Here is a 26,670-nt window from a genome sequence, read left to right on the forward strand (position 1 = left end):
GTGCGGTGGGCAACTCTGATCTCGCGACGTCGTGCAGATGCAAAACCGGGGCGGTCGGCCAACCGCCTTGGAGCAAGCGCTACTTGAGGCGCATCCGGCTTCCCGCCGGTGCGAATCTCCCGTTCTGGAGGAAATAACATGGCAAGCATCCGTACCGCCCGCGCCCTCGCTGCTGTCGCGGCCCTGCCCCTCGCCGCCGCTCTCTTCTCCGGCGTTGCGATGGCCGACAACGGCTCGTTCGCGGACGACGGATCCAACGCCGGTGTGGCTACGGTCAACGGCAGCGGCGTCGGCGACGACAACAACGGCAACTCGTCCACGACGCAGCAGCAGGCGGTTGGCAACGGCGCCTCGAACCAGAGCAACACGGCCCAGGTGAACGGTTCCGCGTTCACGGAGATCGACCAGACCAACGCGAACGTCGCCGTCAACTTCAGCGAACTGTGGTGACCTGGGGCCTCGTTGGGGAGTGATCCTCGGGGCCTGCTCCAAGGGGTGATGTGACAGTTGCGCGGCGGTGCCTCGGGCACCGCCGCGCGGCTGCGTTCGGGGGCGACGGGGCCTTGACGCCGGTTCGTTTTCTGACGGACAGTCAGAAACTATTCCCGGTACGAGGCCGTACGAGGCCGTACGAGGCCGTACGAGAAGGAGAGGCCGCCGCCGTGCACCTCGCCCCCACCGAACGCCAGCGGCGCCTGCGCGCCGAACTGCGCGCGTACTTCCGCGGGCTGATGCCCGAAGGGCCGCCCGCGAGCGACGACAAGGCCGGGCAGCGGCGGCTCCTGCGCCGCATCGGCGCGGACGGCTACCTCGGCCTCGGCTGGCCCGTCGAGTACGGGGGGCAGGGGCGCGGCGCCGACGAGCAGTTCGTGTTCTTCGACGAGGCGTACCGTGCGGGCGCGCCCGTGTCGATGGTCACGCTGAACACCGTCGGGCCGACCCTGATGAAGTACGGGACCGAGGAGCAGAAGGCGGCCCTGCTTCCCGGCATCCTGCGCGGGGAAACCGTCTTCGCGATCGGTTACAGCGAGCCGTCCGCGGGCACGGACCTGGCCGCACTGCGGACGCGGGCCGTCCGAACGGCAGGCCCGAGCGGCGACTGGCTGATCGACGGCCAGAAGAGCTTCACCTCCAACGCCCAGAACGCCGACTGGATCTGGCTCGCCTGCCGCACCGACCCCGACGCGCCCAAGCACCGGGGCATCTCGATCCTCCTCGTGCCGACCGGCGCGCCCGGGTTCTCCTGGACCCCGATCGAGACCGTCGGCGGCCAGACCACGACGGCGACGTACTACGACGGCGTGCGCGTGCCCGCCGGGAACCTCGTCGGCGCGGAGCACGGCGGCTGGGACCTCATCACCAACCAGCTCAACCACGAGCGGATCGCGCTCGCGGCGATCGGCATGCAGGCCGAGGACTTCTACGCGGCGGCGCGGACGGCCGCGTGCGCACCCGATCGGGTGAGCGGCGAGCGTCGGGTTGACGCTCCGTGGGTCCGTTTGAAACTGGCGGAGGCGCATGCGCGGCTCGCGGCGACGCGCCTGCTCAACTGGCGTTTGGTGGGGGATGTGGAGGCGGGGGGTCCGGCCCCGGGGGACGCGAGCGGCGTGAAGTTCGTGGGAACCGAATCGGCGGTCGAGGTGTACCGAATGTGTCAGGAGATCGCGGGGGACGCGGGGGTCGTACGAGCCGGTTCGCCCGGCTCCCTGGCACGGGGGACGGCCGGGGACGGGGAGCTGGAGCGGATGAACAGGGCGGCGCAGATCAACACCTTCGGGGGCGGGGTGAGCGAGGTGCAGCGGGAGATCGTGGCGACGATGCGGCTCGGGATGCGGAGGGGGCGGCGATGACGGGCGGGGAGCCGGACGAGCTGTACGAGAAGTTGAGGGTGTACGAGGGGCGGGCCGCCGTTGTCGCCGGGCGCGGCAAGGACCCGGTGAACGAGCCGATGATCAGGCACTGGTGCGAGGCGATGGGGGACACCCACGCCGCGTACGTGGGCCCGGAGGCCGTGGCCCCGCCGACCATGCTCCAGGTGTGGACGATGGGCGGCCTCTCCGGGCACAGTGCCCGCTCGGAGGCGTACGACGAGCTGTTCGCCCTGCTCGACGACGCCGGGTACGCCTCGGTGGTGGCGACCGACTGCGAGCAGGAGTATCTGCGTCCGCTGCGCCCCGGGGGCGAGATCACCTTCGACGCGGTGATCGAGTCGGTCTCGGAGCGCAAGACGACCAAGCTCGGTACGGGGTACTTCGTGACGACGCGGATGGACGTCCGCGCGGACGGCGAACCGGCGGGGACGCATCGCTTCCGGATCTTGAAATACGTGCCCGCGCGGAGGCGGGCGAAGGGGGTGGGCGCGGCTGCGCCGGAGGGTGCGGTGGGGTCGGCGGGCACGGTGGGGGCGGCGGGGTCGGCTGAGGCTGCGGGGTCGGCTGAGTCGGCGGGGTCGGCCGCCCCGGCTCGGAGCAGGAGGCCGCGGCCCGTGATCAACAGGGACAACGCGGGCTTCTGGGAGGGCGTGGCCCGGCACCGCCTGCTGATCCAGCGCTGCGGCTCCTGCGCCCGCCTCCGCTTCCCCTGGCTGCCGGGCTGCAACGCCTGCGGTTCGCCCGAGTGGGACACGGTCGAGGCGAGCGGCGAGGGCACGGTCTTCTCGTACGTGGTGATGCACCACCCGCCGTTCCCGGCCTTCACCGCGCCGGATCAGGCCGCTGACGGGGCGGGGCCGTACGCGGTCGTGCTCGTCGAGCTGGCGGAGGGCGTGCGGATCATCAGCCAGGTGGTGGGGGTGGGGCACGACCGGGTGCGGATCGGGATGCCCGTGCGGCTGGAGTTCCATCGGGTCGACGAGGAGCTGGAGCTGCCGCTGTTCCGGCCGCTCGCGCCGGACGGCGGCGCGGACGCGGCCTTGGTCGGGGCGGTCGACCGTGTGCGAGAGGGAGTGGGGGACGGCATGCGGGAGAGCGCGCGGGACGGTGCGCGGGAGGGAGTGGGGGACGGCATGCGGGACGGTGCGCGAGAGGGCGTGCGCTGACATGGACTTCACGCCCACACCGGAACAGGCGGCCGCCCGGGACCTGGCCGCGCGGATCTTCGGGGACCTGTCCACACCGGACCGGCTCGCGGCGGCGGGCACCGGGACGGACACCGAGCTGTGGAAGGCGCTGTGCGCGGCGGGCCTGCCGGGCGCGGTGGAGGAGGTCGGACTGCTCGGCCTGGTGCTGCTTCTTGAGGAGCAGGGCCGGACGACGGCGCAGGTGCCGTTCGCGGTGAGCTGCGTGTACGGACTGCTCGCGGTGACGGCGCACGGTTCGGCGGACCAGCGGGCGCGGCTGCTGCCGGGGCTGCGGGACGGGACGGAGGTGGCGACGGGGGCGTTCCCCGCGCGCGGCGGGTCCGGTCGGGTGCGGGTCGAGGACGGCAGGCTGACCGGGGCGGTGCCGTGGGTGCCGTGGTTGCGGGACGCGACGTTCGTGCTTGTGGCCGCGGCCGACCGGGGGCTGTGGCTGGTGCGTACGGCCGACGCGGGGTGTGAGCCGGTCGAGTTGACGGCGCCGTGGCGGGCGGGGCGGCTGGTGCTTGAGGGGGTGCGGGGCGAGCGGCTGGGGGACACCGGCGCGGCAGAGGTCGCGTACGACGACGTGCTGGCCACCGCCCGTACGGCCTTCGCCGGGCTGCAGGCCGGGGTCTGCGCGGGGTCGCTGGCCCGCGCTGTGGCGTACACCAACGAGCGGGAGCAGTTCGGCCGCCCGCTCGCGGCGAAGCAGGCGGTCCAACTCCGTGCGGCGGAGGCGTACATGGACACGGAGGCGATCCGCGTCACGGCGTACGAGGCGGCGTGGCGCCGGGACGAGGCACTGGCGTACGGCACGCACGCGCTGACCGCCGCGTGGTGGGCGTCGGAGGCGGGCCGCCGCGTCGTGCACGCGGGCCAGCATCTGCACGGCGGCGTGGGCGCCGACGTCGAGTTCCCGGTGCACCGGCACTTCCTGTGGGGCCGCCAGCTGGACGCGTACCTGGGCTGCGGCGGCGAAGTCCTGTCGGAGCTGGGTGACTTGATAGTGGCAGAGGAGTCCGCGGCAGAGGTGTCCGTGACAGAGGAGTCCGCGGCAGAGGTGTCCGTAACGGAGGAGGCCGTATGAGCACCACATCCGCCCCGCGCGCAGGGGACGCGCTGCCACCCCTGGAGATCCCGGTCACCCGCACCCTGATCGTCGCCGGGGCCATCGCCTCGCGGGACTACCAGGACGTGCACCACGACGTGGAGTCGGCCAGGCGGAAGGGCTCCCCCGACATCTTCATGAACATCCTCACGACCAACGGCCTGGTGGGGCGGTACATGACGGACTGCTTCGGCCCCGCGGCCACCCTCCGGAAGGTGGCGATCAGGCTGGGGGCGCCCAACTACCCCGGAGACACGATGACGTTGACAGGGACGGTCGAGCAGGTCGAGCAGGTCGAGCAGGGCGCGGCCGAGCGCGGGGATGAGGGCGGGGCCGTGACGGTCACCGTCAGGGTCGTCGGAGCCAACAGCATCGGCAAGCACGTGACCGGCACCGTCACGGTGACGGTGCCCGCCGGGCCGTCGCGGGTGGCGGGCGCACGGGCCGGGGGCGACGCATGAGCGTACGGAAGAAGGACAGCCTCGGCGGGAAGGCGGCGGTCGTCGGGATCGGGGCGACGGAGTTCTCCAAGGACTCCGGGCGCAGCGAGCTGAAGCTGGCCGTCGAGGCGGTGCGGTCCGCGCTCGACGACGCGGGCCTGCGCCCGGCCGACGTGGACGGCCTGGTGACGTTCACGATGGACACCAGCCCGGAGATCACGGTGGCGCAGGCGGCCGGGATGGGCGAGCTGTCCTTCTTCTCCCGCGTGCACTACGGCGGCGGCGCGGCCTGCGCGACCGTGCAGCAGGCGGCCCTGGCGGTGGCGAGCGGGGTGGCCGAAGTGGTCGTGTGCTACCGGGCGTTCAACGAGCGCTCGGGTCGCCGCTTCGGCTCCGGGGTGCGGCACCGGGAGCCGTCGGCGGAGGGCGCGGCGCTCGGCTGGTCGCTGCCGTTCGGGCTGCTCACGCCCGCGTCGTGGGTGGCGATGGCGGCCCAGCGCTATCTGCACACGTACGGCCTGACGCCGGAGGCCTTCGGCCAGGTGGCGGTCGTCGACCGGAAGTACGCGGCGACGAATCCCTCGGCGTACTTCCACGGCAGACCGATCACGCTGGCGGACCACGCCGCCTCGCGGTGGATCGTCGAGCCGCTGCGGCTCCTGGACTGCTGCCAGGAGACGGACGGCGGCCAGGCGGTCGTCGTGACGAGCGTGGAGCGGGCCCGGGACCTGCCGCACCCGCCCGCCGTGATCGCCGCCGCGGCCCAGGGTGCGGGCCGCGCCCAGGAGCAGATGACGAGCTTCTACCGCGACGACCTCACCGGCCTGCCCGAAATGGGCGTGGTGGCACGGCAGTTGTGGCGCACGTCGGGGCTGGCGCCGGAGGACATGGACGTGGGGATCCTGTACGACCACTTCACGCCGTTCGTGCTGATGCAGCTGGAGGAGTTCGGGTTCTGCGAGCCGGGTGCGGCGGCGGAGTTCGTGGCGAAGGAGCGGCTGCCGCTGAACACCCACGGCGGTCAGCTCGGCGAGGCGTATCTGCACGGGATGAACGGCGTGGCCGAGGCCGTCCGGCAGGTCCGCGGCACGGCGGTGAACCAGATACCCGGCGCCGCCCGCGCCCTCGTCACGGCGGGCACCGGTGTCCCCACATCGGGGTTGATTCTGGCGGCGGACGGCTGAACGCGGCGCGTGTCCCGCGCTCGGCGGCGGCCCCGGCCCGTTCACTCGCTGCATGCGCCATCGAAAGAAGCTTCTGGGAATCGTGCTGGGCCTGGCCCTGGCGACACTGGCCATGGACACCGAGGCGGGCTCGGCCGCGACCACGACGACCACGATCACGCCGCCCGGCGGGCCGCCGCCGGGCCCCGCCCCCGGCCTCGCGCGCGCCACCTCCGCGGGCCGGGCGGGCACCTCCTTCTACGGCCGCGCCTTCGACACCTGCCAGGCGCCGTCCGCCGACACCATGCGGCGCTGGCAGGAGTCGGACTACGGGGCGGTCGGGGTGTACTTCGGCGGCCGCGGCCGGGCCTGCCCGAACCAGCAGCACCTGAGCCGGGACTGGCTGCGGTCGGTCGACGAGATGGGCTGGGGGGTGCTGCCGCTGTACGTGGGGTCGCAGTCGCCGTGCGTCGTGGCCCGGAACAAGCAGCACGTCCGCATCGGGCGGAACCCCGCGCGGCAGGGCGCCCGGGAGGGCGGGGACGCGGTCGGCAGGGCCCAGGACCTCGGCATCGCGCCGGACAGCCCGCTGTACCTGGACATGGAGTCGTACCGCCAGAACGACCGCGCCTGCGCCCGCGACACCCTCGCGTTCGTCCGCGCCTGGAACCGCGAAGTGCGCAGCCAGGGCTACGTACCGGGCTTCTACAGCAGCGCGAACTCCGGCGTACGGCACATGGACGAGGCCCGGCGGCAGGGGGTCGACGACCTGCCGGAGGTGATGTGGTTCGCGCGCTGGAACATCGAACCCGATCTGTACGGCGAGCCCGCGCTCGGGAGGGACGCCTGGCTGCCCAACCGGCGGATCCACCAGTACGCGGGCAACGTCACCGAGCGGCACGGGGGACGCACGATCACCATCGACCGCAACCTCGTCGACGCCCCGGTGGCCACGCTGGGCTAGAGCCTGGCCGATGGGGCGGCGCGGCCCGGGGGTGGCCTCCGGGACCACGGTCCCAGGGGTGCCCTTCGGGACGGTTCTCGCGCGCCCGCCGTCCGCCGGGCGCGTACGCCCCCAGGCCCGAACCCCCGCCGCCAGGCGCTTTCGTACACCTCAGGGTTGAACCCGCAGGGGTCGGCCTCGCCTCCTCCACCTTCAGGAGGTGGGGCTGGCTCCCCTCGTACAACCTGAGGCGGACAAGCCTTCGGGACCTGCGGCCGATCCGCTGATGTAGGGGTCGCTTCTAGCGTGGAGCCATGACCGCATCCATGGTGTCCGTGTGCACCAGCGCATCGAAGGCCGCGACGCGGACCACGAGTCCTTCCGCCTACCCGTCGTTCGCCTCCTACGTCCGCGCCCGCCAGCTTGTGCTGCTGCGTACCGCCCGGTCGCTGACGGCGAACCCGAGCGATGCCGAGGACCTGCTGCAGACGGCGCTGACCAAGACGTATGTGGCCTGGGACCGGATCGAGGACCATCGGGCGCTCGACGGCTATGTGCGCCGGGCGCTGCTGAACACGCGCACGTCGCAGTGGCGCAAGCGCAAGGTCGACGAGTTCGCCTGCGACGAGTTGCCCGAACCGGAGACCGTGCCGGCCGGTGACCCGGCCGAGCAGCAGGCGCTGCACGACGCGATGTGGCGCGCGATCATGAAGCTGCCCGCACGGCAGCGGGCGATGGTCGTCCTGAGGTATTACGAGGACCTGAGCGAGGCGCAGACGGCCGAGGTGCTCGGGGTCTCCATCGGTACGGTGAAGAGCGCGGTGTCGCGTGCGCTCGGCAAGCTCCGTGAGGACCCGGAGCTGACGCCGGTCCGCTGAACGCCGGCTTCCGCTGAACGTCGGCTTCCGCCGAACGTCGGCTTCCGCCGAACGTCGGCCCGTCGAACGTCGGCTTCCGCTGGGCGTCCGGCTCCGCCGGGTGTCGGCCTGCCGAGTGTGTGCTCCGCCGGGCACCGCTCCGCGCCACCGGCCCGGGACCGACGGGGGCCATGCCACGTCATCCACTCCGTCGCGGTCATTTTCCTTTCAGGTGCTCCCGCGGTAGTGACATACCGTGCGGTATGCGGCAAGAATCTGGGGCTACCAGCAGGTAAAGCGCCGGGACCACCCGGTGGCCTGTGCCGCCCACCAGGAGGACGCCGTGCTGAGCACCATGCAGGACGTACCGCTGACTGTGACCCGCATCCTCAACCACGGGACGACCGTGCACGGGGACTCGCAGGTCATCACGTGGACCGGTGACGGTGCTCCGCAGCGCCGGACCTTCCGGGACATCGGTGCCAGAGCCGCCCAGCTCGCCCACGCCCTGCATGACGACCTCGGAATCCGCGAGGGCGACGCCACAGGGACGTTCATGTGGAACAACGCCGAGCACGTCGAGGCGTACTTCGCCGTCCCCTGCATGGGCGCCGTCCTGCACACCCTCAACCTGCGGCTGCCCGCCGACCAGCTGACATGGATCGTCGGCCACGCCGCCGACCGCGTGATCATCGTCAACGGCTCGCTGCTCGGCCTGATCGCACCGCTCCTCGACCGCCTGCCGACCGTCGAGCACCTGGTCGTCTCCGGCCCCGGCAATCTCTCCCTCCTCGACGGCGCCCGCGTCCGCGTCCACGACTACGAGGAACTCATCGCGGGCAAGCCCACCACCTACGACTGGCCCGACCTGGACGAACGCCGTGCCGCCGCCATGTGCTACACCTCCGGCACCACCGGCGATCCCAAGGGCGTCGTCTACTCCCACCGCTCCATCTATCTGCACTCCATGCAGGTCAACATGGCCCAGTCCATGGGCCTCACCGACGCCGACCTCAGCCTCGTCGTCGTACCGCAGTTCCACGTCAACGCCTGGGGCCTGCCGCACGCCACCTTCATGACCGGCGTCGGCATGCTGATGCCGGACCGCTTCCTGCAGCCCGCGCCGCTCGCGGAGATGATCGAGTCCGAGCGGCCCACGCACGCCGCCGCCGTGCCCACCATCTGGCAGGGCCTGCTCGCCGAACTCACCGCCAAGCCCCGCGACGTCGGCTCTCTGACGCAGGTCACCATCGGCGGCTCGGCCTGTCCGCCCTCCCTGATGGAGGCCTTCGACCGCCTCGGCATGCGCGTCTGCCACGCCTGGGGCATGACCGAGACCTCACCGCTCGGCACGGTCTCGCGCCCGCCCGCGCACGTCGTCGGCACCGACGAGGAGTTCGCCTACCGCCTCACCCAGGGCCGCTTCCCCGCCGGTGTCGAGGCCCGCCTGGTCGGCCCCGACGGCACCCATCTGCCCTGGGACGGCGAGTCCGCGGGCGAGCTGGAGGTGCGCGGCCCCTGGATCGCCGGTTCCTACTACGGCGGGGTGGGCGGCGAGGCCCTCAAGCCCGAGGACAAGTTCAGCCCCGACGGCTGGCTGAGGACCGGCGACGTCGGTGTCATCAGCGCCGACGGCTTCCTGACCCTCACCGACCGCGCGAAGGACGTCATCAAGTCCGGCGGCGAGTGGATCTCCTCCGTCGAGTTGGAGAACGCGCTGATGTCCCACCCGGACGTCGCCGAGGCCGCGGTCGTCGCCGTCCCCGACACCAAGTGGGGCGAACGCCCGCTCGCCACCGTCGTCCTCAAGGAGGACGCCACCGCCGACTACATGGCCCTGCGCGACTTCCTCGCCACCCGCGTCGCCAAATGGCAGCTCCCGGAGCGCTGGGCGCTCGTCCCGGCCGTTCCCAAGACCAGCGTCGGCAAGTTCGACAAGAAGGTGCTGCGCAGGCAGTACGCGGCGGGCGAGCTGGACGTGACCCAGCTCTGACGCACGACTGCGGGTGCGGCACCGGGTGCCCCGCGGGCGTGGCTCGCGGGGCAGCGTCCCCTCCGTACCGACAGGCCCCCCACGTTTCCCCGCCGCTCACCGTCGTGCCCCCCGCCGCTCACCGTCGTGTCCCCGCGCCGCTCACCGCCGTACCCGCAGCGACGTCACCCCCCACCCCACGGCCAGGCAGCCCGCCGCCACCGCGCACACCCCGTCCCAGCCCCAGTGCGTGAACGCCGTGCCCGCGAGGGCCGAGGCCATGGCGCCGCCCGCGAAACCCGCCACCACATAGGCGGTGTTGGCGACCGCCGGGGCGGAGGTGGTGGTCAGGGCCAGCGTCTGGTTGGCGATGTGGCTCGCGACGAGCGCCGCGTGGACGGCGACCGCCGCCGCGCACAGGGCCCACAGGCGCTCGCCGCCCAGCCAGAACAGCGGCACCGACACCGCCGCGAGCGCGTACGCCGACGCCACCACCTTGGCCACGCCGAACCGGTCCACGAGGCCGCCCGCGACCGGCGCCACGAGGCTCGCCGCCAGGCCGAAGAGCCCGAACAGGCCGGCCGCGCCGGTCGTCATGCCGTACCCGCCGTTCCCGTCGCCGGTGAGCAGCAGCGCGAGAGAGGTCCACAGCGCGCTCCACGCGCCGTACATCCCGCCCTGACGTATGCAGGCCCGGCGCAGCTCCGGTGACATCCGGACGACACCGGGGAGTTGGGCGAGCCCCGCGAACAGCGGGCCGGTGCGGCGGTGGCCTTCCTTGGGCAGGGCGGCCGCGGAGGCCAGGCCGAGCACCGCCGTGAGCACGGCCGCGCCGAGGAAGACGGCACGCCAGCCGAAGGCCTGCCCCGCGAGCGCGCCGAGCACCCGGGCGGCGACCACGCCGGTGAAGAGCCCGGCTATGAGGGCCGCGACATGACTGGCCCGCCGGTGCGCCGGTGCCCGCGCGGCGACGAGTGGCACGAGCAACTGCGGGACGACCGTCGCGGCGGAGGCGACCAGCACGGCGGCCGCGAGCGCGGTCGCGCCGGAGGCCGTCGCGCCCAGGGCCAGCGCGGCGGCGGTGGCCAGGGACAGCGCCGCCACCAGCCGCCGGCGGTTCACACGGTCGCCGAGCGGGGCGAAGAACAGCAGTCCGGCCGCGTACCCGAACTGGGCCACCGAGGCGATCCACGCGATGCCCGACGGTGTGGAGCCGAAGTCCCGGGCCATGAGGGGGAGCAGCGGGGCGGCGACGTAGATGTTCGCCGCTGTGACCGCCGTGCAGACGGCTATGAGGACGAGGAAGAGGCGCGGTGAGAGCCCCGCGTCCGCGGGGGGTGGGTCCGGGTGCGCCGTCGCCCTGGTGGTCGTGGTCGTCCTGGCGGTTGTGGTCGTCCCGGTGGTCGTGGTCGTCCTGGCGGTTGTGGTCGTCCCGGTGGTCGTGGTCGTCCCGGGCTGGTCCGTCGGGGCACGCAGGTCCGTCGGGGCGCCGGGCGGAGATGGCGTCGCTGAAGTCATGTGCGGAAAGGACCCTCCGTGCTCCGTCTTGCAACCAACTGGTTAGTTGGAAAAAGTCTGCGCCCGCGACCGGGTGACTGTCAAGCAACCAAACGGTTGGTTAGAAGCGGAAATCGCTTACGCTGTTCCCATGGCAGTGAGAGACCCCGAGGCCACCAAGGCCCGGATCTTCGACGCGGCGGTCGCGGAGTTCGCCCGGTTCGGCATCGCGGGCGCCCGCATCGACCGCATCGCGAGCGAGGCGAAGGCCAACAAGCAGCTCATCTACGCCTATTACGGCAACAAGGCGGAGCTGTTCGCGCAGGTCCTGGAGAAGAAGATGGTCGATCTGGCCGTCAGCGTCCCCGTCGACGCCGACGACATCGACGGCTGGATGGACCGGTTGATCGACTACCACGCCACCCATCCCGAGGTGCTGCGCCTGCTCTTCTGGGAGGGCATCGAGTACGGCGGCACGGAGGAACTGCCGCACGAGTACGAACGCCAGGCGCACTACGACAGCAAGGTCGCCGCCTTCGAGGAAGCCCAGGCGCGCGGTGTCATCACGGCCGCGATCCCGGCGCCCGACCTGCTGTTCATGCTGGTCGCGCTGGCCGGGTGGGCCTCCGCGGTGCCGCAGATGCGGCGGGTCCTCGTGGGCGGCGAGGACGAGGACCGCGCGCGTCTGCGCGCCTCGATCCGCGCCGCCGCCCGCCGCCTCACGGCACCCGGCGACTAGCCCGTCCGTTCCGCGCGGACCTGCTCCGGCCAATCCGTACCGGCTAACCCGTACCGGCCAATCCGTACCGGCTAGTTCGTGCCGATCTTCGCCAGCAGGTCCACGATCCGGTTCTGCACCTCGTTGCTCGTGGACCGCTCCGCGAGGAACAGCACGGTCTCGCCCGCGGCGAGCTTCGGCAGGTCGGTCTCGTCGACGGCCGCCGTGTAGACGACGAGGGGGGTGCGGTTGAGCTGCCCGTTCGCGCGCAGCCAGTCGACGATTCCGGCACGTCGGCGGCGTACCTGGAGCAGGTCCATGACCACCAGGTTCGGCCGCATCTGCGCGGCGAGCGTGACCGCGTCCGCGTCGCTCTCGGCCCGCGCGACCTTCATCCCGCGCCGCTCCAGGGTCGCGGTCAGGGCCAGCGCGATCTCCTCGTGCTCCTCGATGAGCAGGACACGCGACGGGTGCTGCTCGCTGTCGCGCGGCGCGAGGGCCTTCAGGAGCACGGCGGGGTCGGCGCCGTACGCCGCCTCCCGCGAGGCCTGTCCGAGCCCCGCTGTGACAAGCACGGGAACCTCTGCGGCGACCGCGGCCTGGCGCAGCGACTGCAGCGCCGTGCGCGTGATCGGCCCGGTCAGCGGGTCCACGAAGAGGGCCGCCGGGAACGCGGCGATCTGCGCGTCGACCTCCTCGCGCGAGTGCACGATGACCGGGCGGTAGCCCCGGTCGCTGAGGGCCTGCTGGGTGGTGACGTCGGGCGCGGGCCACACCAGGAGGCGGCGCGGGTTGTCGAGCGGCTCGGGCGGAAGCTCGTCGTCCATGGGCTGCGGCTGCGGCTGGTTCGACACCTCGACGGCGCCACCGGGGCCGTCCAGGAGCTGCGGGCCCTCGTCGGCGTCGGCGTCCGGCGCGCCGATCGCGTAGGCGCGCCCGGTGCCCTCAGTGGTCGGCGAAAGCCGGGGTTGCGGCTGGGCCTTGGCCTGCTGCGGCTGGGGCCCCGGTTGCGCCTGGGGGTGCGGGCGGGCCGGGTCCTGGCGCTCGTCGGCGGCGGGATCGGGCCGCGTGGACAGCCGCCTGCGCCGCCCTGAACCTCCGGAGGAGGGCTGGGCGGGGGTCTGGGAACCCTGAGCGCCCTGAGGAGCCTGGGCCGGGTCCTGCCGCACGGGCTGCGCCTGCGGCAAGGGGTGGGCGTGCGGGGCCTGCTGGGGCTGCGGCGGCTGCCCGGGCTGGGGGGCGGGTCCGGCCTGCTGAGGCTGACCCGGCTGACCCGGCTGTCCCGGCTGACCCGGCTGACCCGGCTGACCCGGCTGCGCGGCGGCCTGGCGGCCGAACGGCACACCCTGCCCGAGCGTTCGTACGCTGATGGCGCGCCCCTGCGTCGAGTTCGGGTCGACGGGAGCGGCCTCGGCGGGCAGCGGCTGGGCGGCACGCACGCGTGGATCACGTTCCGGCGGCAGAGCCGCGCCCTGGGCAGGCGTCGGGATGCCTTGCGCGGGGGTTCCGTCGGCGCGCGGACCGGCCTGCGGACCGGCCTGCGGCGGCACACCGGTGGCCGGGGTTCCCGTGGCCGGAGTGCTGGTGGCCGGGGTGCCACCCGGCGGGGTGCCCTGGACCGGCATCCCCTGGGAGGGCGTTCCGTCGGCGGCCGGAGCCTGCCGCGCGCGCCGACGTCCGGTCGGGGCCTGCTGCTGGGCGGCCTGAGTCCCCGGGGCGCCCTGCGTCGCCGGACCGGCCTGCCCGGGCAGCATCCCGGCTGCGGTCTGTGCGGGGTGGGGCTGGAGCGGGGTGTGGTCGTCGGCCGGATCGTGCAGCGCGGCGGCGTGCTGTCCGGTTTCGTCCTGCCCGGTCGGGCCGGCGGGGTTGACGGAGCCCGTGGGGCCGACGCCGGGGGCACCCGCGGGCAGCCCGACAGGTACCGCGTCAGTCGCACCGCCCGGAGCACCCGTGGGCAGACCGCCCGGAGCACCCGCAGGCGCGCCACGCCGACCACCCGCCGCCCGCGCACCCTGCGCTCCCCCGGACCGCGCTCCCTGCGCCCCCGCAGTCACGCTCTCCTGGACCTGCGCCTGCTGCTCCTCCGGCGCACCACCCTGCGCGGGTACGCCACCACGGCCCCCCGCCTGAAGTCCGGCCTGCACTCCGGCCGGTACGTTCACCGAGGCGCCGACCTGCACGGATCCACCGCGCGCAGCGCCCAACTGACCGGGCCCGCCCTGCGGCACGCTCCCCTGAGGCCCGCCACCGTGCGGTATGCCACCGTGCGGGACGCCTCCCTGAAGAGCGCCCCCCTGCCCGGCCTCGCCGTCGTACGACCCACCGTCACCGGGTCCCCCCTGCGGCAAGCCTCCCTGCGGAACACCGCCTTGCGGAACACCGCCTTGCGGAACACCGCCTTGCGGAACACCGCCTTGCGGAACACCGCCTTGCGGAACACCGCCTTGCGGAACACCCCCCTGAGGCACACCGCCTTGCGGAACACCCCCCTGCGGAACACCCCCCTGAAGGGCGCCCCCTTGCGCCCCGCCCACCTGCTCGGCCCGGCCCGGCGCGCCGTTGCCCTCCTCGCGGTCCGCCTCGGCCGGGGGCAGCGCGAACACACGCCCGCTGGAGGCCTCCTCCGCGGCGGCACGCTCCCGGGCCGCGGCCAGCGCGCGCCGGGCCCGTCGGCCACCGGTGCGCGGCTCCGCGCCCTCCGTCCCGGCCGCGCCGGACGCACCCGCCTCCGGACCGGCCGACTGGCCCGTCCCCGAAGGCAGCGCGGCCAGCGCCTGCTGCTCGCCGCCACGCCGGGCCCGCCGGCCGGACGGCACGGCGACCTCCGTCGACATCGGACCGCCCTGCGACGGCACTCCCTGCGGCGGCACGGCCTGGCCAAGGGCCGCCGATCCGGCCGCGTGCTCGGCCGCCGTCATCACGGCACCCTCGGCCGGGCTCGGCCGTCCCCGGCGCCGTCCGGTGCCGCCCGCACCCCCTGACGTACCGCCCGAGGTGTCGGCGGATCCACCGCCGGAGCCCGCACCACCGGCCCCGGCACCCGTGTGCGCGCCCGCGTCCGAACCTGCACCCGCCGGTCCCTGGGCCACAGCGCGCCGCCTGCGCCGTCCGGTCCCGCCGGAACCGGAACCGGCGGCCTCCACGGACCCCGTGTCATCGGCAGCACCCGAACCGCTGTCCCCGGAGGCAGCGGCCGAGCCACCGTCGTCCCCAGGAACCTCACTGTCCAAGAAGGAGTCCACCGAGGACCGCCGGGCCCGGCGACGCCCGCCTCCGGTCCCTCCGGAAGCACCGTCGGCGCCCCCGGAGGGACCCGCTCCCTGCCCGGGCACCTGCGCACCCGAACCAGCAGTCTCCGTAGACCCCGAAAAACCGACAGCGCCCGCCGCGATGGCGCCCGCGCTGTCGCCCATGGGTACTTCGAGCACGTACGCGCTGCCGTTCATGCCCGGCACCTCGTGCGTCTGGAGCACGCCGCCGTGCGCCTCGACGATGCCGCGCACGACGGGCTCGTGCACCGGGTTCCCGCCGGGGTACGGCCCGCGGACCTCGATGCGGACGACCTCGCCGCGCTGGGCCGCGGCCACGACGACCGTCGAGTCGACGTAACCGGCCCCCGCTCCGGGGGCGCCCGAAACCGCGGCCCCCGCGCGCGTGTTGCCGGTAGCGTCGATTCCGGCCACGTCGGCGATCAGATGGGCCAGCGCGGTGGCGAGGCGGCGCGCGTCCACCTCGACCTCGATCGGCGGCGCGTGGACGGCGAACTGGGCGCGGCCGGGGCCGATCAGCTCGACGGCACCGTCGACACCGGCGGCGACGACGGCGTCGAGCGGCACGGCCGTGCGGGACAGTTGGTCGGTGCCCGCCTGGAGGCGCTGGTAGCCAAGGACGTTGTCGACGAGCGTCGTCATGCGCGCGTATCCGGCCGACAGATGATGGAGCACCTGGTTGGCCTCGGGCCAGAGCTGGCCCGCGTCGTCGGCGGCGAGCGCGGACAGTTCGCGGCGCAGTTCGTCGAGGGGCCCGCGCAGCGACTGGTCGAGGACGGCGACGAGCTGGCTGTGCCGCGCCTCCAGCGTTTCGTACCGCGCCTGCTCGCGCTCGGCCAGCTCCTCGTGGCGGTCCTTCTCGCGCTCGGCGAGTGCCGCGTACCGCTCCTGCTCGGCGGCGAGTTCCTCCTCGCGCAGCTCGGCGGCCTCCGACAACTCCTCGGCGTGCCGGGCCAGCGCTGCCTCGTACTTCTCGGCGAGGGCGTCGTAGGGCCGCCGGTCGGTGAAGGTCATGACGGCGCCGACGAGCTGGTCGCCGTCGCGCACGGGGGCCGTCGTCAGGTCGACGGAGACCTTCTCACCGCTCTTGGACCACAGCACCTGGCCGCGCACGCGGTGCTTGCGGCCGGAGCGCAGGGTGTCCGCGAGCGGGGACTCGTCGTACGGGAAGGGGTCGCCGTCGGCGCGCGAGTGCAGGACGAGGGGATGCAGCTCCTGGCCGCCGAGGTCGCTCGCGCGGAAGCCGAGTATCTGGGCGGCGGCGGGGTTCACGAGCACGACGCGCCCGTCGGTGTCGGTGCCGACGACGCCTTCCGCGGCGGCCCGCAGGATCATCTCGGTCTGCCGCTGTGAACGGGCGAGTTCGGCCTCGGTGTTGAGCGCGCCCGACAGATCGCGGACGACGATCATCAGCATCTCGTCGCTGCCGTAGCCGCCGTACCCGCCCTGGCTGCCGAACCGGTCGTCGTACGCGTGCCGACTGTCTTCCAGGTTGGAGCTGGTGACCTCGACGGGGAACTCGGCGCCGTCCGTGCGGCGGGCGACCATCCGCTTCGGCTTGGTACGTCCGCGTTCGTCCGTGCTGTCCGGTCGGCGCATGGAGCCGGGGATCAGCCGGGAGTCGAACTCCGGCAGCAGATCGAGAAGTCCGCGCCCCACGAGCGCGGTGCCTGGCGCCTCGAAGGCCTCGAGCGCGATGGCGTTCGCGTTCACCACGGTCCCGTTGGCGTTGACCAGCACCAGCGCGTCCGGGAGCGCGTCGAGTATGGCTGCGAGGCGAGCAGCGCCTCGGGATGGCCTGCTGCTCACGACGACGCTTCCTCCCTGATTACCGCATCTTGCCGACCGCCCGAGCCATCTTGCCCCTCGGCTCGCGACGTGTCACGGGAGGGAGTCTACGGGGAGTGGTTGCGGGCGCGACGCCGGATGAGAGGGAGGTCGCACGCAGAAGCTGTGAGCCTTCAGTAGTCCCTGGTCACGGAAGGGTCGCGAGGCGCCCCTCGCCGAAGGCTCCGGTGCCCCGCCCGCCGGGGGTCCGCGTCAACCGCCGTTCGCGGGCAGTACGGGCACGAGGCTGTTCCACCGCGAGATCTGGCAGCCGTCGGTACGCGAGAACGTCGCGTCGACGGGACGCCCCTGCCAGGTGCCCTGGACGCGGGCGGTCTCGGGGCCGCCGTACTGCTGGGTGCACGCGGCGTCGCGCGAGACCGCCGTGAACGGGTTCACGCCCTCCGCCGCGAGCTGATCAAGACGTTCGCACGCGTCACCGGGCGAAGCGTGCGTGCCGCCCGTGGGGGCGCACTCCAGGGTGTACGTCCCGTCGCCCGCGCCGGCCTCGCCGACGGTGATGGTCAGCTGGGTTTCGGCGGGGTGGTCGACGGTGTGGTCGCCGATGGGGCCGGTGCCGTTGTCGACGGCGCGGCCGACGGCGCCGAGGTTCCCCGTGCCGAGGGGGCTGACGGCACTCGGGCCGCCCGTGCCGAGAGGGCCGGCGCCGAGGTGGTCCGCGTGTGCCGTGGCGGGGAGCGCGGCCAGGGCGGCGAGGGACGCGGCGGCGGTCGCGGCGGCGGTGAACAGGAGGCGGCGCGGTGTGGACGGCTTCACGGGTTCTCCCTGGGGGCGCGGTTCCGGCTGGTACCTACCGCCTCTAACGCCACCGCCCCCGCCGCGTTGCGGCCCCGTTTTACGCTTTGCTCTGCGGGCCGCCCGACTAGTACCGTGGAGGCCGCGATTGGTGACGCGCCCCCGGGCTGTGTCATCATCTGCACGCACCCCCGCGCTCGCGTGGGATTGCAGGTTGGGAGGCGTCGCCTAGTCCGGTCTATGGCGCCGCACTGCTAATGCGGTTTGGGTCTTAAAGCCCATCGAGGGTTCAAATCCCTCCGCCTCCGCACCACGATCCGAAGCCCCGGTCCTCCGACCGGGGCTTCGGTCGTTTCCTCCCGGCTTTCCCCGGCTTTCCCCGGGCTCGCGCCCCCGGCTCTCCACCAGGAGCCCGCCACAAGATCGCCGAGCCCTGCCGCACGCCACCCCTGCGGAAGGTGTTTGTGCAGGTCAGAGGGGGTTCGGGAAACGGATTTCGCCTCACGGCGCAGGTCATGTAATGTTGTTCCCGCAACGCCGACCGGGGCGAAAAGCCCGGAAGGAAGAGCAACACAACAGAAGAATCAAGCACTCGTAGCTTAACGGATAGAGCATCTGACTACGGATCAGAAGGTTGCAGGTTCGAATCCTGCCGAGTGCACAGCAGGCAAGAGGCCCCGGGATTCGTCCCGGGGCCTCTTGCGTGTGTGGGCTATGGCTTCTTCGGGGCCGCTGCCTCCAGGGCGTCGACCGAGCCGGACATGATGGTGCGGACGTGGGTGGTGAGGTGGTCGAGGGGCCAGTCCCACCAGGCGAGGTCGAGGAGGCGGGTGACGTCTTCGTCGGAGTAGCGGCGGCGGATCAGGGTGGCCGGGTTGCCGCCGACGATGCCGTAGTCGGGGACGTCGGTGGTGACGACGGAGCCGGAGGCGATGATCGCGCCGTGGCCGATGCGGACGCCCGGCATCACCATCGTGCGGTGGCCGAACCAGACGTCGTTGCCGATCACCGTGTCGCCGCGGCCGGGCAGGCCGCTGATCAGGTCGAAGTGCTCGGACCAGGGGCCGCCCATGATCGGGAAGGGGAAGGTGGACGGGCCGTCCATGCGGTGGTTGGCGCCGTTCATGATGAAGTGCACGCCCTCGCCGAGCGCGCAGAACTTCCCGATGACCAGCTTCTCCGGGCCGTAGTGGTAGAGCACGTTCCGGGTTTCGAAGGCCGTGGCGTCGTCCGGGTCGTCGTAGTACGAGAACTCGCCCACCTCGATCAACGGTGAGGTGACCAGGGGGCGGAGGAGCACCACGCGTGGCTGGTCGGGCATCGGGTGCAGCACGTTCGGGTCGGGGGTGAGGGGGAGGGGTGGCATGGGTGGTCTGCTCCTCGGGTGCGGTGCCGGGGTGAACCGGGTGCGGTGCGGTGCCGGTGGGAACCGGGTGCGGTGCCGGTGCGGACCGGCTGTGGTGCCGGTGCGGACCGGGTGCGGTCGCAGGCGTAGCCGTAGTCGCAGGTTCGTGCACCGTTCTGTTTGGCGTCCACCCATTACTTCCCGGAGGGCTTCCCGGCTAGGGGACCTCAGGGTCGGCCCACCTGCCCACCGTCACCTCGTCGCCGACGGAGATCTTGCCGGGGTTCAGGACCGCGTACTTCGTGCCGAGGGCCACTCCGCCCTGGGGAGCGCGGCGGTACGAGGCGAGGGTGCGCAGGGGCTCCGGGCCCGCGCGGCGGCCCGCGTCCTGGTCGACGAGGGTGACGGCGCAGCGTATGGCCGGTTTGGTGTAGCCGAGTTCGGCGGTGCCGATCGTGAGGTGGTGGGCGCGGTCCTCGGTGTGCGGCTCGTCCCAGCCCGCGACGACGACGTTGGGGCGGAAGCGGTCCATGGGCAGGCGCTCGGCGCCCCGCTCGCCGAGCTTCTCGTTCAACAGGTCCCAGGTGGAGCGGGAGATGAGGTGCAGGGCGCTGCTGTCGGCGTAGCCCGAGGTGCCCGGGGTCAGGCCGTCGGTCTCGCGGTGGTGCTCCGGAGGTACGCGGACGAGTCGGCTCGCGGCGCCCAGGAAGTCCGACAGCCACGCCGCCGCGGTGTCCCCCTGGTCGATGCCCGTGTACGCGGCCCCGAACAGGTCCACGTCCCGGCGCGGGCCGGTCGTGTCGACGTCCACCCGGACGTCGTCGTGGCCCGGCGCCCGGAGCGTCAGTCGGGTGCCGTCCGCGTCGACGGCGGGGCGGATCAGGGCAAGCCTCGGGTCCCGCCGCTGTGTTCGGTACACCCCCTCCTCGCTGACGACCATGAAGCTGCGGTCGTGCGCGAGGCCCGTCGGTGTCAGGACGGCCTCGCTCGCCGATGTCCCGGCGCAGCCCTTCACGGGGTAGTACGACAGCTCGGCGACGACAGCCATGCTTCGTCCCTTCTTTCGGGTCTTTCGGGTTTTTCGGGTCACGGTGCGGACGGTGCTCTTGGGCAACGTAGGGGACCGGTCCGAGAATGCCGTACGTGGCCCCGGGTCAGGCGGACTTGATCGTTCCGCCGTCGATGATGTGGTCCGCGCCCGTGATGTTGCCCACCGCGTCCGAGAGCAGGAACACGATCAGGGCCGCGACCTCGCCCGGTTCCGTGATCCGGCCCGACGCGATCCCGAAGGCCTGCGGTATCTGCTCGACGAACCGCTCGTGGTCGACGCCCGCCGCGGCCGCCACCTTGCCGCCGAAGCCGTTCGGGTCCTCCCAGATCGCGGTCCGCACGACACCCGGCGACACGGTGTTCACCCGCACCCCCTGTGGGCCGAACTCCTCGGAGAGCGCCTTGCCGAAGGCCGTCAGGGCCGCCTTGGCGGTGCTGTAGGCGATCGGACCCGCGCTCGGGACACGGGAGTTGACCGAGGAGACGTTCACGATCGCGCCCCGCCGCTCGACCAGGCCCGGCAGCGCGGCCCGGCTGGCGCGGATCGCGCTGAAGAGGTTGAGGTCCAGGTTCGCGTGCCAGTGGGCGTCGTCCGTGGTGAGGAAGCCGCCTATGTTCACGTCGTCGCCGGCGCCGACGTTGTTGACCAGGAAGTCGATGCCGTCGAGCTGCGTCCGCGCGTACTCGATGAGGGCTGCCGGGCCCTCGGGGGTGCCGAGGTCGGCCGCGTACGGCAGGGCGCCGGAGTCCTTCAGCTCGGGGGTGAGGGTGCGGGCGGCGCCGACGACGCGGACACCCTCGGCGATCAGCGCGTGGACGGTGGCGAGGCCGATGCCGCGGCTCGCGCCCGTGACGACCGCGGTCTTGCCGGTGAGGTTCAGGTCCATGGTGCGGGCTCCTTTGTTGACCTGTGGGTACAGAATGTGGGCAGGGGTGATCCGTCCGCTTGGCACGTGGGCTGCGGGGGTTGTGGGAGGCGTGGGGGTGCGCGTCGGTCAGAGGAGGTCCAGGACCGCCCGTATCGTGCGGCGCATGCCGTCCGGGCCGTCCGCGACCCGCGCGGTCAGGCGCAGGCCGACGACCGTGTTCAGGATCAGGCTGCCGATGTCCGCCGCGTCGCGGTCCCGTGCGAACTCGCCGGACCGCTTGCCCTCTTCGATCAGTGCCTGGAAGGCGCCCTCCGTGTGGGCGAACATGCCGCGGACCAGGTCGGTGGCCTCGGCGTCGGTGCCCGCGAGCTCGGCCGCCGCGTTCACTGCCATGCAGCCGCGCCGGTCCGGGTCCGCGAGGTCCATCTCCACCAGGAGCTCAAGTCCCTTGCGCAGCCGCTCCTTGACGGGCTCGTCGCCCTGGAGCAGGTCGATGAGCTCCTGTGCCTGGGTGTCCCGGTAGTGCCGCAGGGACAGTTGGAACAGGGAGTGCTTGCTGCCGAAGGCGTGGTACAGGCTGCCCTTGCCGATGCCGAGGGCGTCGACGAGGTCCTGCGGCGTCGTCGCGCCGTACCCCTTGCGCCAGAAGACCTGCATCGCCTGTTCCACGGCGGTCTCCGGATCGAACTGCTTCGGCCGTCCCATGCGGAGCAGCATAGCAAGATTGTGTACTTGGAGGTCAAGTATCAATGGTGGGCGGGTGTGTTCGCGCTGGTCAGGGGCGTTGTCAGTGGGGTGCTGCATGCTTTTCGCATGACGTGGTGGTGCACGGGGGTGCGGTGGCGGGTCGGTGACGGGCCCGTCCTCGGGTGGTACGCGCCGGGGCGCGGCGCGCGGACGAGTCAACTGGTGTTCGGGGGCCCGGTGGCCTTCCGGGCGCGGGGCGGGCGGCGCTGCCTCGGGGTGTGGCGGGGCGGGCGGTGGACGGCCTGTCCGGTGGGCGCGGCGGTGGCGGGGCGGGTCACGCGGGCGCAGTGCGAGGAGTGCGCGCGCGTCGACCGGGCGCACTCGGTCGCGGCGGACACGTTCGCCGACGACCCGCGGCCCTACCACGTGTACGTGGCGTGGTTCGGTCCCGGCCTGGTCAAGGTGGGCATCACGGGGGTCGCGCGGGGCGGCGCGCGGCTGCTGGAACAGGGGGCCGTGGCCTACACCTGGCTCGGGCGTGGGCCGTTGATGGCCGCGCGGCGGACGGAGGAGCTGCTGCGGACCGCGCTCGGCGTGCCCGACCGGATTCCGTACGAGCGCAAGCGGGCCCTGCGGGCGCGGCTGCCCGGAGTCGCGGAGCGGGCGGGGGAAGTGGAGGAGGTGCATCGGAAGGCGGTGGCGCTCGGAGGGTGGCCCGAGTCGTTGGAGCGGTTGCCGTGCGGAGTCGTGGACCACGGTGGGGTGTTCGGGCTTGACGCGCTCGGGGGCGAAGGGCTCGGCGGGGAGGGGCGGGTCGTGGACGAGTTGGTCGACGGTGGGGTCGTGGTGGGGGAACTGGTCGCCGCGGCCGGGCCCGACCTGCACGTGGATGTGGGGGCGGGTGTGGGAGTGGGGGCGGATTCGGGGGGTCGTGGGCGGGTGTTGGTGATCGACAGTCGGTTGATGAGTGGGTGGCAGCTCGTGGGGGTGGAGGGGGAGCGGGGGCCGGAGGGCTCCGGGGATTCGGGGTGGTCGGGGGTGACGGTTCTGGTGCGGGGGATACCCGTGGTGCAGGGCGGGTTGTTCTGAGGGCTCGTGGTGGGGCCTGCCGCAGGGCTGTGGTGGGGCTCCGTGGGCCGCTTCGTGGACCGGAAGGCAAAGTCCTGCCGCCCGTTCGGCAATAACGGGGCCCGAGGGTGGACAGGGGCTCGGCGCACAGCGGACTGTGGGTGTCATGAGTGATCAAGAGCTTGGTGCTGCTGCCGCCACCGGGGGCAACAGACCCGTCCAGCCCGCCCGCCCCACCCCTCCCTTCGAACCGCCTTACTACGCCGTCGTCTTCACGTCCCTGCGCACCCAGGGGGACAACGGCTACGACGCGACCGCCGACCGCATGGACGAGCTGGTGGCCTCCGTGCCGGGGTTCCTCGGGGTGGACTCGGCGCGGTCGTCGGACGGGTTCGGCATCACCGTCGCCTACTTCCGCGACGAGGAGGCCATCGCGGCCTGGCGCGACGACCCGGAGCACCGCGAGGCGCGGGCGCGGGGCCGCAAGGAGTGGTACGAGGGCTACGCCGTGCACGTGGCCAAGGTCGAGCGGAGCTATGGGGTTGGGTGACGCCTTGGACAGGGAGGGGGTGGACGAGGCCGAGCGGGTCACCGCGTTCTGGGAGCGGCTCGGGCTTCCGGGACTCGTCGACGTACACACGCACTTCATGCCGGAGCGGGTCCTCAGCAAGGTGTGGGACTACTTCGACGCGGTCGGGCCGCTCACGGGCGTGAAGTGGCCGATCGTGTACCGGCACGACGAGGAGCGGCGGCTCGCGGTGCTGCGCGGGTTCGGGGTGCGGGCGTTCACGTCGATGCTGTACCCGCACAAGGCGGGCATGGCGGAGTGGCTCAACGGCTGGGCCGTGGAGTTCGCCGCGCGGACGCCGGACTGCCTGCACACGGCGACGCTGTTCCCGGAGCCGGAGGCCGGGCGGTATGTGCGCGAGGCCGTCGAGGCCGGGGCACGGGTGTTCAAGTCGCATGTGCAGGTGGGGGCGTACGACCCGAACGACGCGCTGCTCGACCCGGCGTGGGGGCTGCTCGCGGAGGCCGGGATCCCGGTGGTGATGCACTGCGGCTCGGGCCCGGCGCCCGGCAAGCACACCGGGCCCGAGCCGGTGGCGCGGCTGCTGGCGCGGCATCCGCGGCTGCCGCTGGTGGTGGCGCACATGGGGATGCCGGAGTACGCGGACTTCATGGACCTGGCCGAGCGGTACGGGGAGGTGCGGCTCGACACGACGATGGCGTTCACGGACTTCAGCGAGGCGACGACGCCGTTCCCGCGCGGGGAGCTCGGGCGGCTCGCGGAGCTGGGGCTCGGTGGGCGGATCCTGCTCGGGACGGACTTCCCCAACATCCCGTACGGGTACGTCCACCAGCTCGAAGCGCTGGAGGGGCTCGGGCTCGGCGACGACTGGCTGCGGGCGGTGTGCCACGGGAACGGGGCGCGGCTGTTCGGGCTCGGGTGAGGCCGGGCGGGGGTGAGGCCGGGCCCGGGTGAGCCCCGGCCCGGGTGCGTCCCGGCCCGGGTGCGTCCGGCCCTGCGCCGCGTTTTCTCAGGGAATTCACAGGTTGCCGAAAGCCCCCTCTCACGGCCGCCGTCCACGCTGAGGCCATGACCACGACCTCGCCCCAGGGGCGTACCGAACTGCTCAGGCCGGACGGGAGCCCCGTCCGCGTACTCGTCGTGGATGACGAGGTGTCGCTCACCGAGCTGCTCTCGATGGCGCTGCGGTACGAGGGCTGGGAGATCCGCAGCGCGGACGACGGCGCGGGCGCGGTGCGGGCCGCGCGGAGCTTCCGGCCGGACGCCGTCGTGCTCGACATGATGCTGCCGGACATGGACGGCCTGGCCGTGCTCGGACGGCTGCGCCGCGAACTGCCGGACGTGCCCGTGCTGTTCCTGACCGCCAAGGACGCCGTCGAGGACCGCATCGCCGGACTCACCGCGGGCGGCGACGACTACGTGACCAAGCCGTTCAGCCTCGAAGAGGTCGTCGCGCGGCTGCGCGGGCTCATCCGGCGCTCCTGCGCGGCCGGGCGGCGCAGCGAGTCCGTGCTCGCCGTCGGCGACCTCACCCTCGACGAGGACAGCCACGAGGTGACGCGCGGCGGCGACTCCATCCACCTCACCGCCACCGAGTTCGAGCTGCTCCGTTACCTCATGCGCAATCCGCGGCGCGTGCTCAGCAAGGCGCAGATCCTCGACCGGGTGTGGAGCTACGACTTCGGGGGGCAGGCCAACGTCGTCGAGCTGTACATCTCGTATCTGCGCCGGAAGATCGACGCCGGGCGGGAGCCGATGATCCACACGCGGCGGGGCGCCGGATACCTGATCAAGCCCGCCGTCCTGGCGGCGTGAAGCTCCCGCACGGCTCGCGCACCCCGCGCCCCCGCAAGCCCGCCCCCTCGCGCCCCCGCAGGACTCGCAAGCCCCGCACCCTCCGCACCCGCCTCGTCGTCTCCGCCGTCGCGCTGATCGCCGTCGTGTGCGCGGTGATCGGCACGGTCACGGCGATCGCGCTGCGGTCGCATCTGTACGAGCAGGTGGACGGCGCCCTCCGGCAGGTCTCGATGCGTGCGGCCGGGCCGCCGGAGGAGGCCGGGAAACTGCCGGAGCACCGCGACGAGGGGCCCGGCGGGGGCGGGCCGCTGCGGTTCGTCGCCAAGGGCCCGCAGGAGGTCGGCACCGTGGGCGCCGTCGTCGGCGAGGACGGCACCCTCACCGAGGGCGCCGTCAGCACCGAGCCCGACGTGTCGAGCAGCTCCCCCGAGTCCATCGCCAAGTCCCTCGACGCCGCCCAGCTCGACGCCCTCGCCGGCGTGGCCCGTGACGGCGAGCCGCACACCGTGGACGTACCCGGACTCGGCGAGTACCGCGTCGAGTACGCCACCGGCCGCTTCGGCGACTACCTGGTCGGGCTGCCCACCGCCAAGGTCACCAACACCCTCAACACGCTCGTCGTCACCGAGGTCAGCGTCACCGCCGCCGGCCTGGTCGCGGCCTCGCTCGCGGGCGCCGCGATGGTCGGCGTGGCCCTGCGCCCGCTGCGCCGCGTCGCCGCCACCGCGACCCGCGTCTCCGAACTCCCCCTGCACAGCGGCGAAGTGGCCCTGCACGAACGCGTCCCCGACGCCGAGGCCGACGCCCGCACCGAGGTCGGCCAGGTCGGCGCCGCGCTCAACCGCATGCTCGACCACGTCCACTCGGCGCTGCACGCACGCCAGCGCAGCGAGACCCGGGTGCGCCGGTTCGTCGCCGACGCCAGCCATGAGCTGCGCACCCCGCTCGCCTCCATCCGCGGGTACGCCGAACTGACCCGCAGGGGACGGGAGGAGACCGGCCCCGACACCCGGCACGCCCTCGGCCGCATCGAGTCCGAGGCCACCCGGATGACCGGCCTGGTCGAGGACCTGCTGCTGCTCGCCCGCCTGGACGTGGACCGGGGCGGAGGCCCCGGCGGCGAGGCGGACCGCGGCAGCGGTAGGCCGGGCCAGGCGATCCCAGGCCCAGGCAACGGCCAAGGTCCCCTCACCCGTGAACCCACCGACCTCTCCCCCCTGCTCGTAGACGTCCTCAGCGACGCCCGCGCCGCGGGCCCCGGCCACACCTGGCGCCTCGACCTGCCCCCCGACCCCGCGCTCGTCCTCGCCGACCCGGCCCGCGTCCAGCAGGTCCTGGTGAACCTCCTCGGCAACGCCCGCGCCCACACCCCGCCGGGCACCACCGTCACCGCGCGCGTGCGCCACGAGGGGCCCCGGGTGCGCGTCGACGTCGCCGACGACGGGCCCGGCATCCCGCCCGGCCTGCTCCCGCACGTCTTCGAACGGTTCGCCCGCGGCGACTCCTCGCGCTCGCGCGCCCACGGCTCGACGGGCCTCGGCCTCGCCATCGTGCAGGCCGTCGTGGCCGCGCACGACGGCGACGTGACGGTGACCAGCGAGCCCGGCAGCACGGTGTTCACCGTCCACCTGCCCGCGTACCGGGAGCGGCCCTCGTACTCACAGACGGGCCACAGCCTCAGCACACTGCCCTGACAGAGCGGTTGGCGAGCGTCGGA

The 26,670-nt window shown here is 73.1% G+C and carries 22 protein-coding genes, 2 tRNA genes and 1 pseudogene; 17 read left to right on the plus strand and 8 right to left on the minus strand.

All coding sequences use genetic code 11. From position 1 onward, the window contains the following. The first annotated feature begins 138 nt into the window (after positions 1-138). The 9 genes from ACZ6BG_RS29215 (at position 139) to ACZ6BG_RS29255 (ending at position 9,562) form a co-directional block, all read left to right on the plus strand. On the plus strand, positions 139-450 hold the full coding sequence (locus ACZ6BG_RS29215) for a hypothetical protein (protein WP_380834809.1): 312 nt from the start codon (positions 139-141) through the stop codon (positions 448-450). Positions 451-662: 212 nt separating this feature from the next. After that, the gene (locus ACZ6BG_RS29220) at positions 663-1,850 is read left to right on the plus strand and encodes an acyl-CoA dehydrogenase family protein (protein ID WP_469006935.1); all 1,188 of its coding nucleotides are present in this window, start codon (positions 663-665) and stop codon (positions 1,848-1,850) included. Continuing rightward, a complete protein-coding gene (locus tag ACZ6BG_RS29225; protein WP_469006938.1) occupies positions 1,847-3,037 on the plus strand; it encodes a bifunctional MaoC family dehydratase N-terminal/OB-fold nucleic acid binding domain-containing protein in 1,191 nt (396 codons plus the stop codon). Before ACZ6BG_RS29220 ends, ACZ6BG_RS29225 begins: the two co-directional genes overlap by 4 nt. A 1-nt stretch (position 3,038) precedes the next feature. After that, entirely contained in the window at positions 3,039-4,145 is a 1,107-nt protein-coding gene (locus ACZ6BG_RS29230; RefSeq protein ID WP_469006942.1) for an acyl-CoA dehydrogenase family protein, read from the plus strand. Beyond that, positions 4,142-4,627 carry a MaoC family dehydratase gene (locus tag ACZ6BG_RS29235; protein ID WP_469006944.1) on the plus strand — a complete coding sequence of 162 codons (486 nt, stop codon included), beginning with the start codon at positions 4,142-4,144 and terminating at the stop codon, positions 4,625-4,627. The genes ACZ6BG_RS29230 and ACZ6BG_RS29235 overlap by 4 nt, the downstream gene beginning before the upstream one ends. Beyond that, entirely contained in the window at positions 4,624-5,790 is a 1,167-nt protein-coding gene (locus ACZ6BG_RS29240) for a lipid-transfer protein (protein WP_469006946.1), read from the plus strand. Before ACZ6BG_RS29235 ends, ACZ6BG_RS29240 begins: the two co-directional genes overlap by 4 nt. 52 nt (positions 5,791-5,842) lie before the next feature. After that, positions 5,843-6,733 carry a glycoside hydrolase domain-containing protein gene (locus ACZ6BG_RS29245; protein WP_469006948.1) on the plus strand — a complete coding sequence of 297 codons (891 nt, stop codon included), beginning with the start codon at positions 5,843-5,845 and terminating at the stop codon, positions 6,731-6,733. A 293-nt stretch (positions 6,734-7,026) separates the two neighbouring features. Beyond that, positions 7,027-7,590 carry a SigE family RNA polymerase sigma factor gene (locus ACZ6BG_RS29250; RefSeq protein WP_030357870.1) on the plus strand — a complete coding sequence of 188 codons (564 nt, stop codon included), beginning with the start codon at positions 7,027-7,029 and terminating at the stop codon, positions 7,588-7,590. A gap of 322 nt (positions 7,591-7,912) precedes the next feature. Next, positions 7,913-9,562, plus strand: coding sequence for a long-chain fatty acid--CoA ligase (locus tag ACZ6BG_RS29255; protein ID WP_469006950.1), 1,650 nt, complete (start codon positions 7,913-7,915; stop codon positions 9,560-9,562). Between the two features lie 141 nt (positions 9,563-9,703). Here the strand turns inward: ACZ6BG_RS29255 and ACZ6BG_RS29260 are convergent, their stop codons facing one another. Then, positions 9,704-11,059: an MFS transporter gene (locus ACZ6BG_RS29260; RefSeq protein WP_469006952.1), complete on the minus strand. Its 1,356-nt coding sequence runs from the start codon at positions 11,057-11,059 to the stop codon at positions 9,704-9,706. 130 nt (positions 11,060-11,189) lie between these two features. Here ACZ6BG_RS29260 and ACZ6BG_RS29265 point away from each other — a divergent pair, with 130 nt between their 5' ends. Further along, positions 11,190-11,777 carry a TetR/AcrR family transcriptional regulator gene (locus ACZ6BG_RS29265; protein WP_469006954.1) on the plus strand — a complete coding sequence of 196 codons (588 nt, stop codon included), beginning with the start codon at positions 11,190-11,192 and terminating at the stop codon, positions 11,775-11,777. A gap of 2,137 nt (positions 11,778-13,914) precedes the next feature. On the opposite strand, the gene ACZ6BG_RS29270 is transcribed toward ACZ6BG_RS29265, so the two are convergent. From ACZ6BG_RS29270 to ACZ6BG_RS29280, 3 genes and pseudogenes are all read right to left on the minus strand, one after another. Beyond that, positions 13,915-14,547: a pentapeptide repeat-containing protein gene (locus ACZ6BG_RS29270; RefSeq protein ID WP_469007213.1), complete on the minus strand. Its 633-nt coding sequence runs from the start codon at positions 14,545-14,547 to the stop codon at positions 13,915-13,917. A 1,537-nt stretch (positions 14,548-16,084) separates the two neighbouring features. Next, positions 16,085-16,834 (minus strand): annotated as a pseudogene (locus tag ACZ6BG_RS29275) (PAS domain-containing protein); the annotation flags it as partial. A 231-nt stretch (positions 16,835-17,065) separates the two neighbouring features. Further along, entirely contained in the window at positions 17,066-17,629 is a 564-nt protein-coding gene (locus ACZ6BG_RS29280; RefSeq protein WP_469006956.1) for an SSI family serine proteinase inhibitor, read from the minus strand. Positions 17,630-17,825: 196 nt separating this feature from the next. Here ACZ6BG_RS29280 and ACZ6BG_RS29285 point away from each other — a divergent pair. Further along, positions 17,826-17,916, plus strand: a tRNA-Ser gene (locus ACZ6BG_RS29285). Between the two features lie 280 nt (positions 17,917-18,196). Next, positions 18,197-18,269, plus strand: a tRNA-Arg gene (locus tag ACZ6BG_RS29290). 51 nt (positions 18,270-18,320) lie between these two features. Here the strand turns inward: ACZ6BG_RS29290 and ACZ6BG_RS29295 are convergent. The 4 genes from ACZ6BG_RS29295 to ACZ6BG_RS29310 form a co-directional block, all read right to left on the minus strand. Beyond that, positions 18,321-18,974 (minus strand): CatB-related O-acetyltransferase, encoded by a 654-nt coding sequence (locus ACZ6BG_RS29295; RefSeq protein WP_469006958.1) that lies wholly within the window; start codon positions 18,972-18,974, stop codon positions 18,321-18,323. Positions 18,975-19,170: 196 nt separating this feature from the next. Beyond that, positions 19,171-20,001: an MOSC domain-containing protein gene (locus ACZ6BG_RS29300; protein ID WP_469006960.1), complete on the minus strand. Its 831-nt coding sequence runs from the start codon at positions 19,999-20,001 to the stop codon at positions 19,171-19,173. A gap of 106 nt (positions 20,002-20,107) precedes the next feature. Then, positions 20,108-20,890: an oxidoreductase gene (locus tag ACZ6BG_RS29305; protein ID WP_469006962.1), complete on the minus strand. Its 783-nt coding sequence runs from the start codon at positions 20,888-20,890 to the stop codon at positions 20,108-20,110. Positions 20,891-20,998: 108 nt separating this feature from the next. Beyond that, positions 20,999-21,577, minus strand: coding sequence for a TetR/AcrR family transcriptional regulator (locus tag ACZ6BG_RS29310; RefSeq protein WP_469006965.1), 579 nt, complete (start codon positions 21,575-21,577; stop codon positions 20,999-21,001). Positions 21,578-21,685: 108 nt separating this feature from the next. On the opposite strand from ACZ6BG_RS29310, the gene ACZ6BG_RS29315 reads away from it, so the two are divergent. From ACZ6BG_RS29315 to ACZ6BG_RS29335, 5 genes are all read left to right on the plus strand, one after another. Then, the gene (locus ACZ6BG_RS29315; RefSeq protein WP_469006968.1) at positions 21,686-22,648 is read left to right on the plus strand and encodes a DUF2797 domain-containing protein; all 963 of its coding nucleotides are present in this window, start codon (positions 21,686-21,688) and stop codon (positions 22,646-22,648) included. A 145-nt stretch (positions 22,649-22,793) separates the two neighbouring features. Next, the gene (locus tag ACZ6BG_RS29320; RefSeq protein ID WP_469006971.1) at positions 22,794-23,177 is read left to right on the plus strand and encodes an antibiotic biosynthesis monooxygenase family protein; all 384 of its coding nucleotides are present in this window, start codon (positions 22,794-22,796) and stop codon (positions 23,175-23,177) included. After that, a complete protein-coding gene (locus tag ACZ6BG_RS29325) occupies positions 23,164-24,078 on the plus strand; it encodes an amidohydrolase family protein (RefSeq protein WP_469006975.1) in 915 nt (304 codons plus the stop codon). Before ACZ6BG_RS29320 ends, ACZ6BG_RS29325 begins: the two co-directional genes overlap by 14 nt. Positions 24,079-24,224: 146 nt before the next feature. Next, a complete protein-coding gene (locus tag ACZ6BG_RS29330) occupies positions 24,225-24,971 on the plus strand; it encodes a response regulator transcription factor (RefSeq protein WP_469006977.1) in 747 nt (248 codons plus the stop codon). Continuing rightward, positions 24,968-26,647, plus strand: a complete 1,680-nt coding sequence (locus ACZ6BG_RS29335; protein ID WP_469006979.1) for a sensor histidine kinase — start codon at positions 24,968-24,970, stop codon at positions 26,645-26,647. The genes ACZ6BG_RS29330 and ACZ6BG_RS29335 overlap by 4 nt, the downstream gene beginning before the upstream one ends. Positions 26,648-26,670 lie beyond the last annotated feature (23 nt).

It is taken from the genome of Streptomyces sp. NPDC041205 (assembly GCF_055591765.1).

Bases quoted from the DNA above. Each gene is read 5' to 3' on its own strand.
- ACZ6BG_RS29315 (WP_469006968.1), top strand. From the start codon at position 21,686: ATGACGTGGTGGTGCACGGGGGTGCGGTGGCGGGTCGGTGACGGGCCC.
- ACZ6BG_RS29250 (WP_030357870.1), top strand. From the start codon at position 7,027: ATGACCGCATCCATGGTGTCCGTGTGCACCAGCGCATCGAAGGCCGCG.
- ACZ6BG_RS29215 (WP_380834809.1), top strand. From the start codon at position 139: ATGGCAAGCATCCGTACCGCCCGCGCCCTCGCTGCTGTCGCGGCCCTG.
- ACZ6BG_RS29325 (WP_469006975.1), top strand. From the start codon at position 23,164: ATGGGGTTGGGTGACGCCTTGGACAGGGAGGGGGTGGACGAGGCCGAG.
- ACZ6BG_RS29245 (WP_469006948.1), top strand. From the start codon at position 5,843: ATGCGCCATCGAAAGAAGCTTCTGGGAATCGTGCTGGGCCTGGCCCTG.
- ACZ6BG_RS29330 (WP_469006977.1), top strand. From the start codon at position 24,225: ATGACCACGACCTCGCCCCAGGGGCGTACCGAACTGCTCAGGCCGGAC.
- ACZ6BG_RS29260 (WP_469006952.1), bottom strand. From the start codon at position 11,059: ATGACTTCAGCGACGCCATCTCCGCCCGGCGCCCCGACGGACCTGCGT.
- ACZ6BG_RS29305 (WP_469006962.1), bottom strand. From the start codon at position 20,890: ATGGACCTGAACCTCACCGGCAAGACCGCGGTCGTCACGGGCGCGAGC.
- ACZ6BG_RS29295 (WP_469006958.1), bottom strand. From the start codon at position 18,974: ATGCCACCCCTCCCCCTCACCCCCGACCCGAACGTGCTGCACCCGATG.
- ACZ6BG_RS29300 (WP_469006960.1), bottom strand. From the start codon at position 20,001: ATGGCTGTCGTCGCCGAGCTGTCGTACTACCCCGTGAAGGGCTGCGCC.
- ACZ6BG_RS29240 (WP_469006946.1), top strand. From the start codon at position 4,624: ATGAGCGTACGGAAGAAGGACAGCCTCGGCGGGAAGGCGGCGGTCGTC.
- ACZ6BG_RS29235 (WP_469006944.1), top strand. From the start codon at position 4,142: ATGAGCACCACATCCGCCCCGCGCGCAGGGGACGCGCTGCCACCCCTG.
- ACZ6BG_RS29320 (WP_469006971.1), top strand. From the start codon at position 22,794: ATGAGTGATCAAGAGCTTGGTGCTGCTGCCGCCACCGGGGGCAACAGA.
- ACZ6BG_RS29310 (WP_469006965.1), bottom strand. From the start codon at position 21,577: ATGGGACGGCCGAAGCAGTTCGATCCGGAGACCGCCGTGGAACAGGCG.
- ACZ6BG_RS29230 (WP_469006942.1), top strand. From the start codon at position 3,039: ATGGACTTCACGCCCACACCGGAACAGGCGGCCGCCCGGGACCTGGCC.
- ACZ6BG_RS29225 (WP_469006938.1), top strand. From the start codon at position 1,847: ATGACGGGCGGGGAGCCGGACGAGCTGTACGAGAAGTTGAGGGTGTAC.
- ACZ6BG_RS29265 (WP_469006954.1), top strand. From the start codon at position 11,190: ATGGCAGTGAGAGACCCCGAGGCCACCAAGGCCCGGATCTTCGACGCG.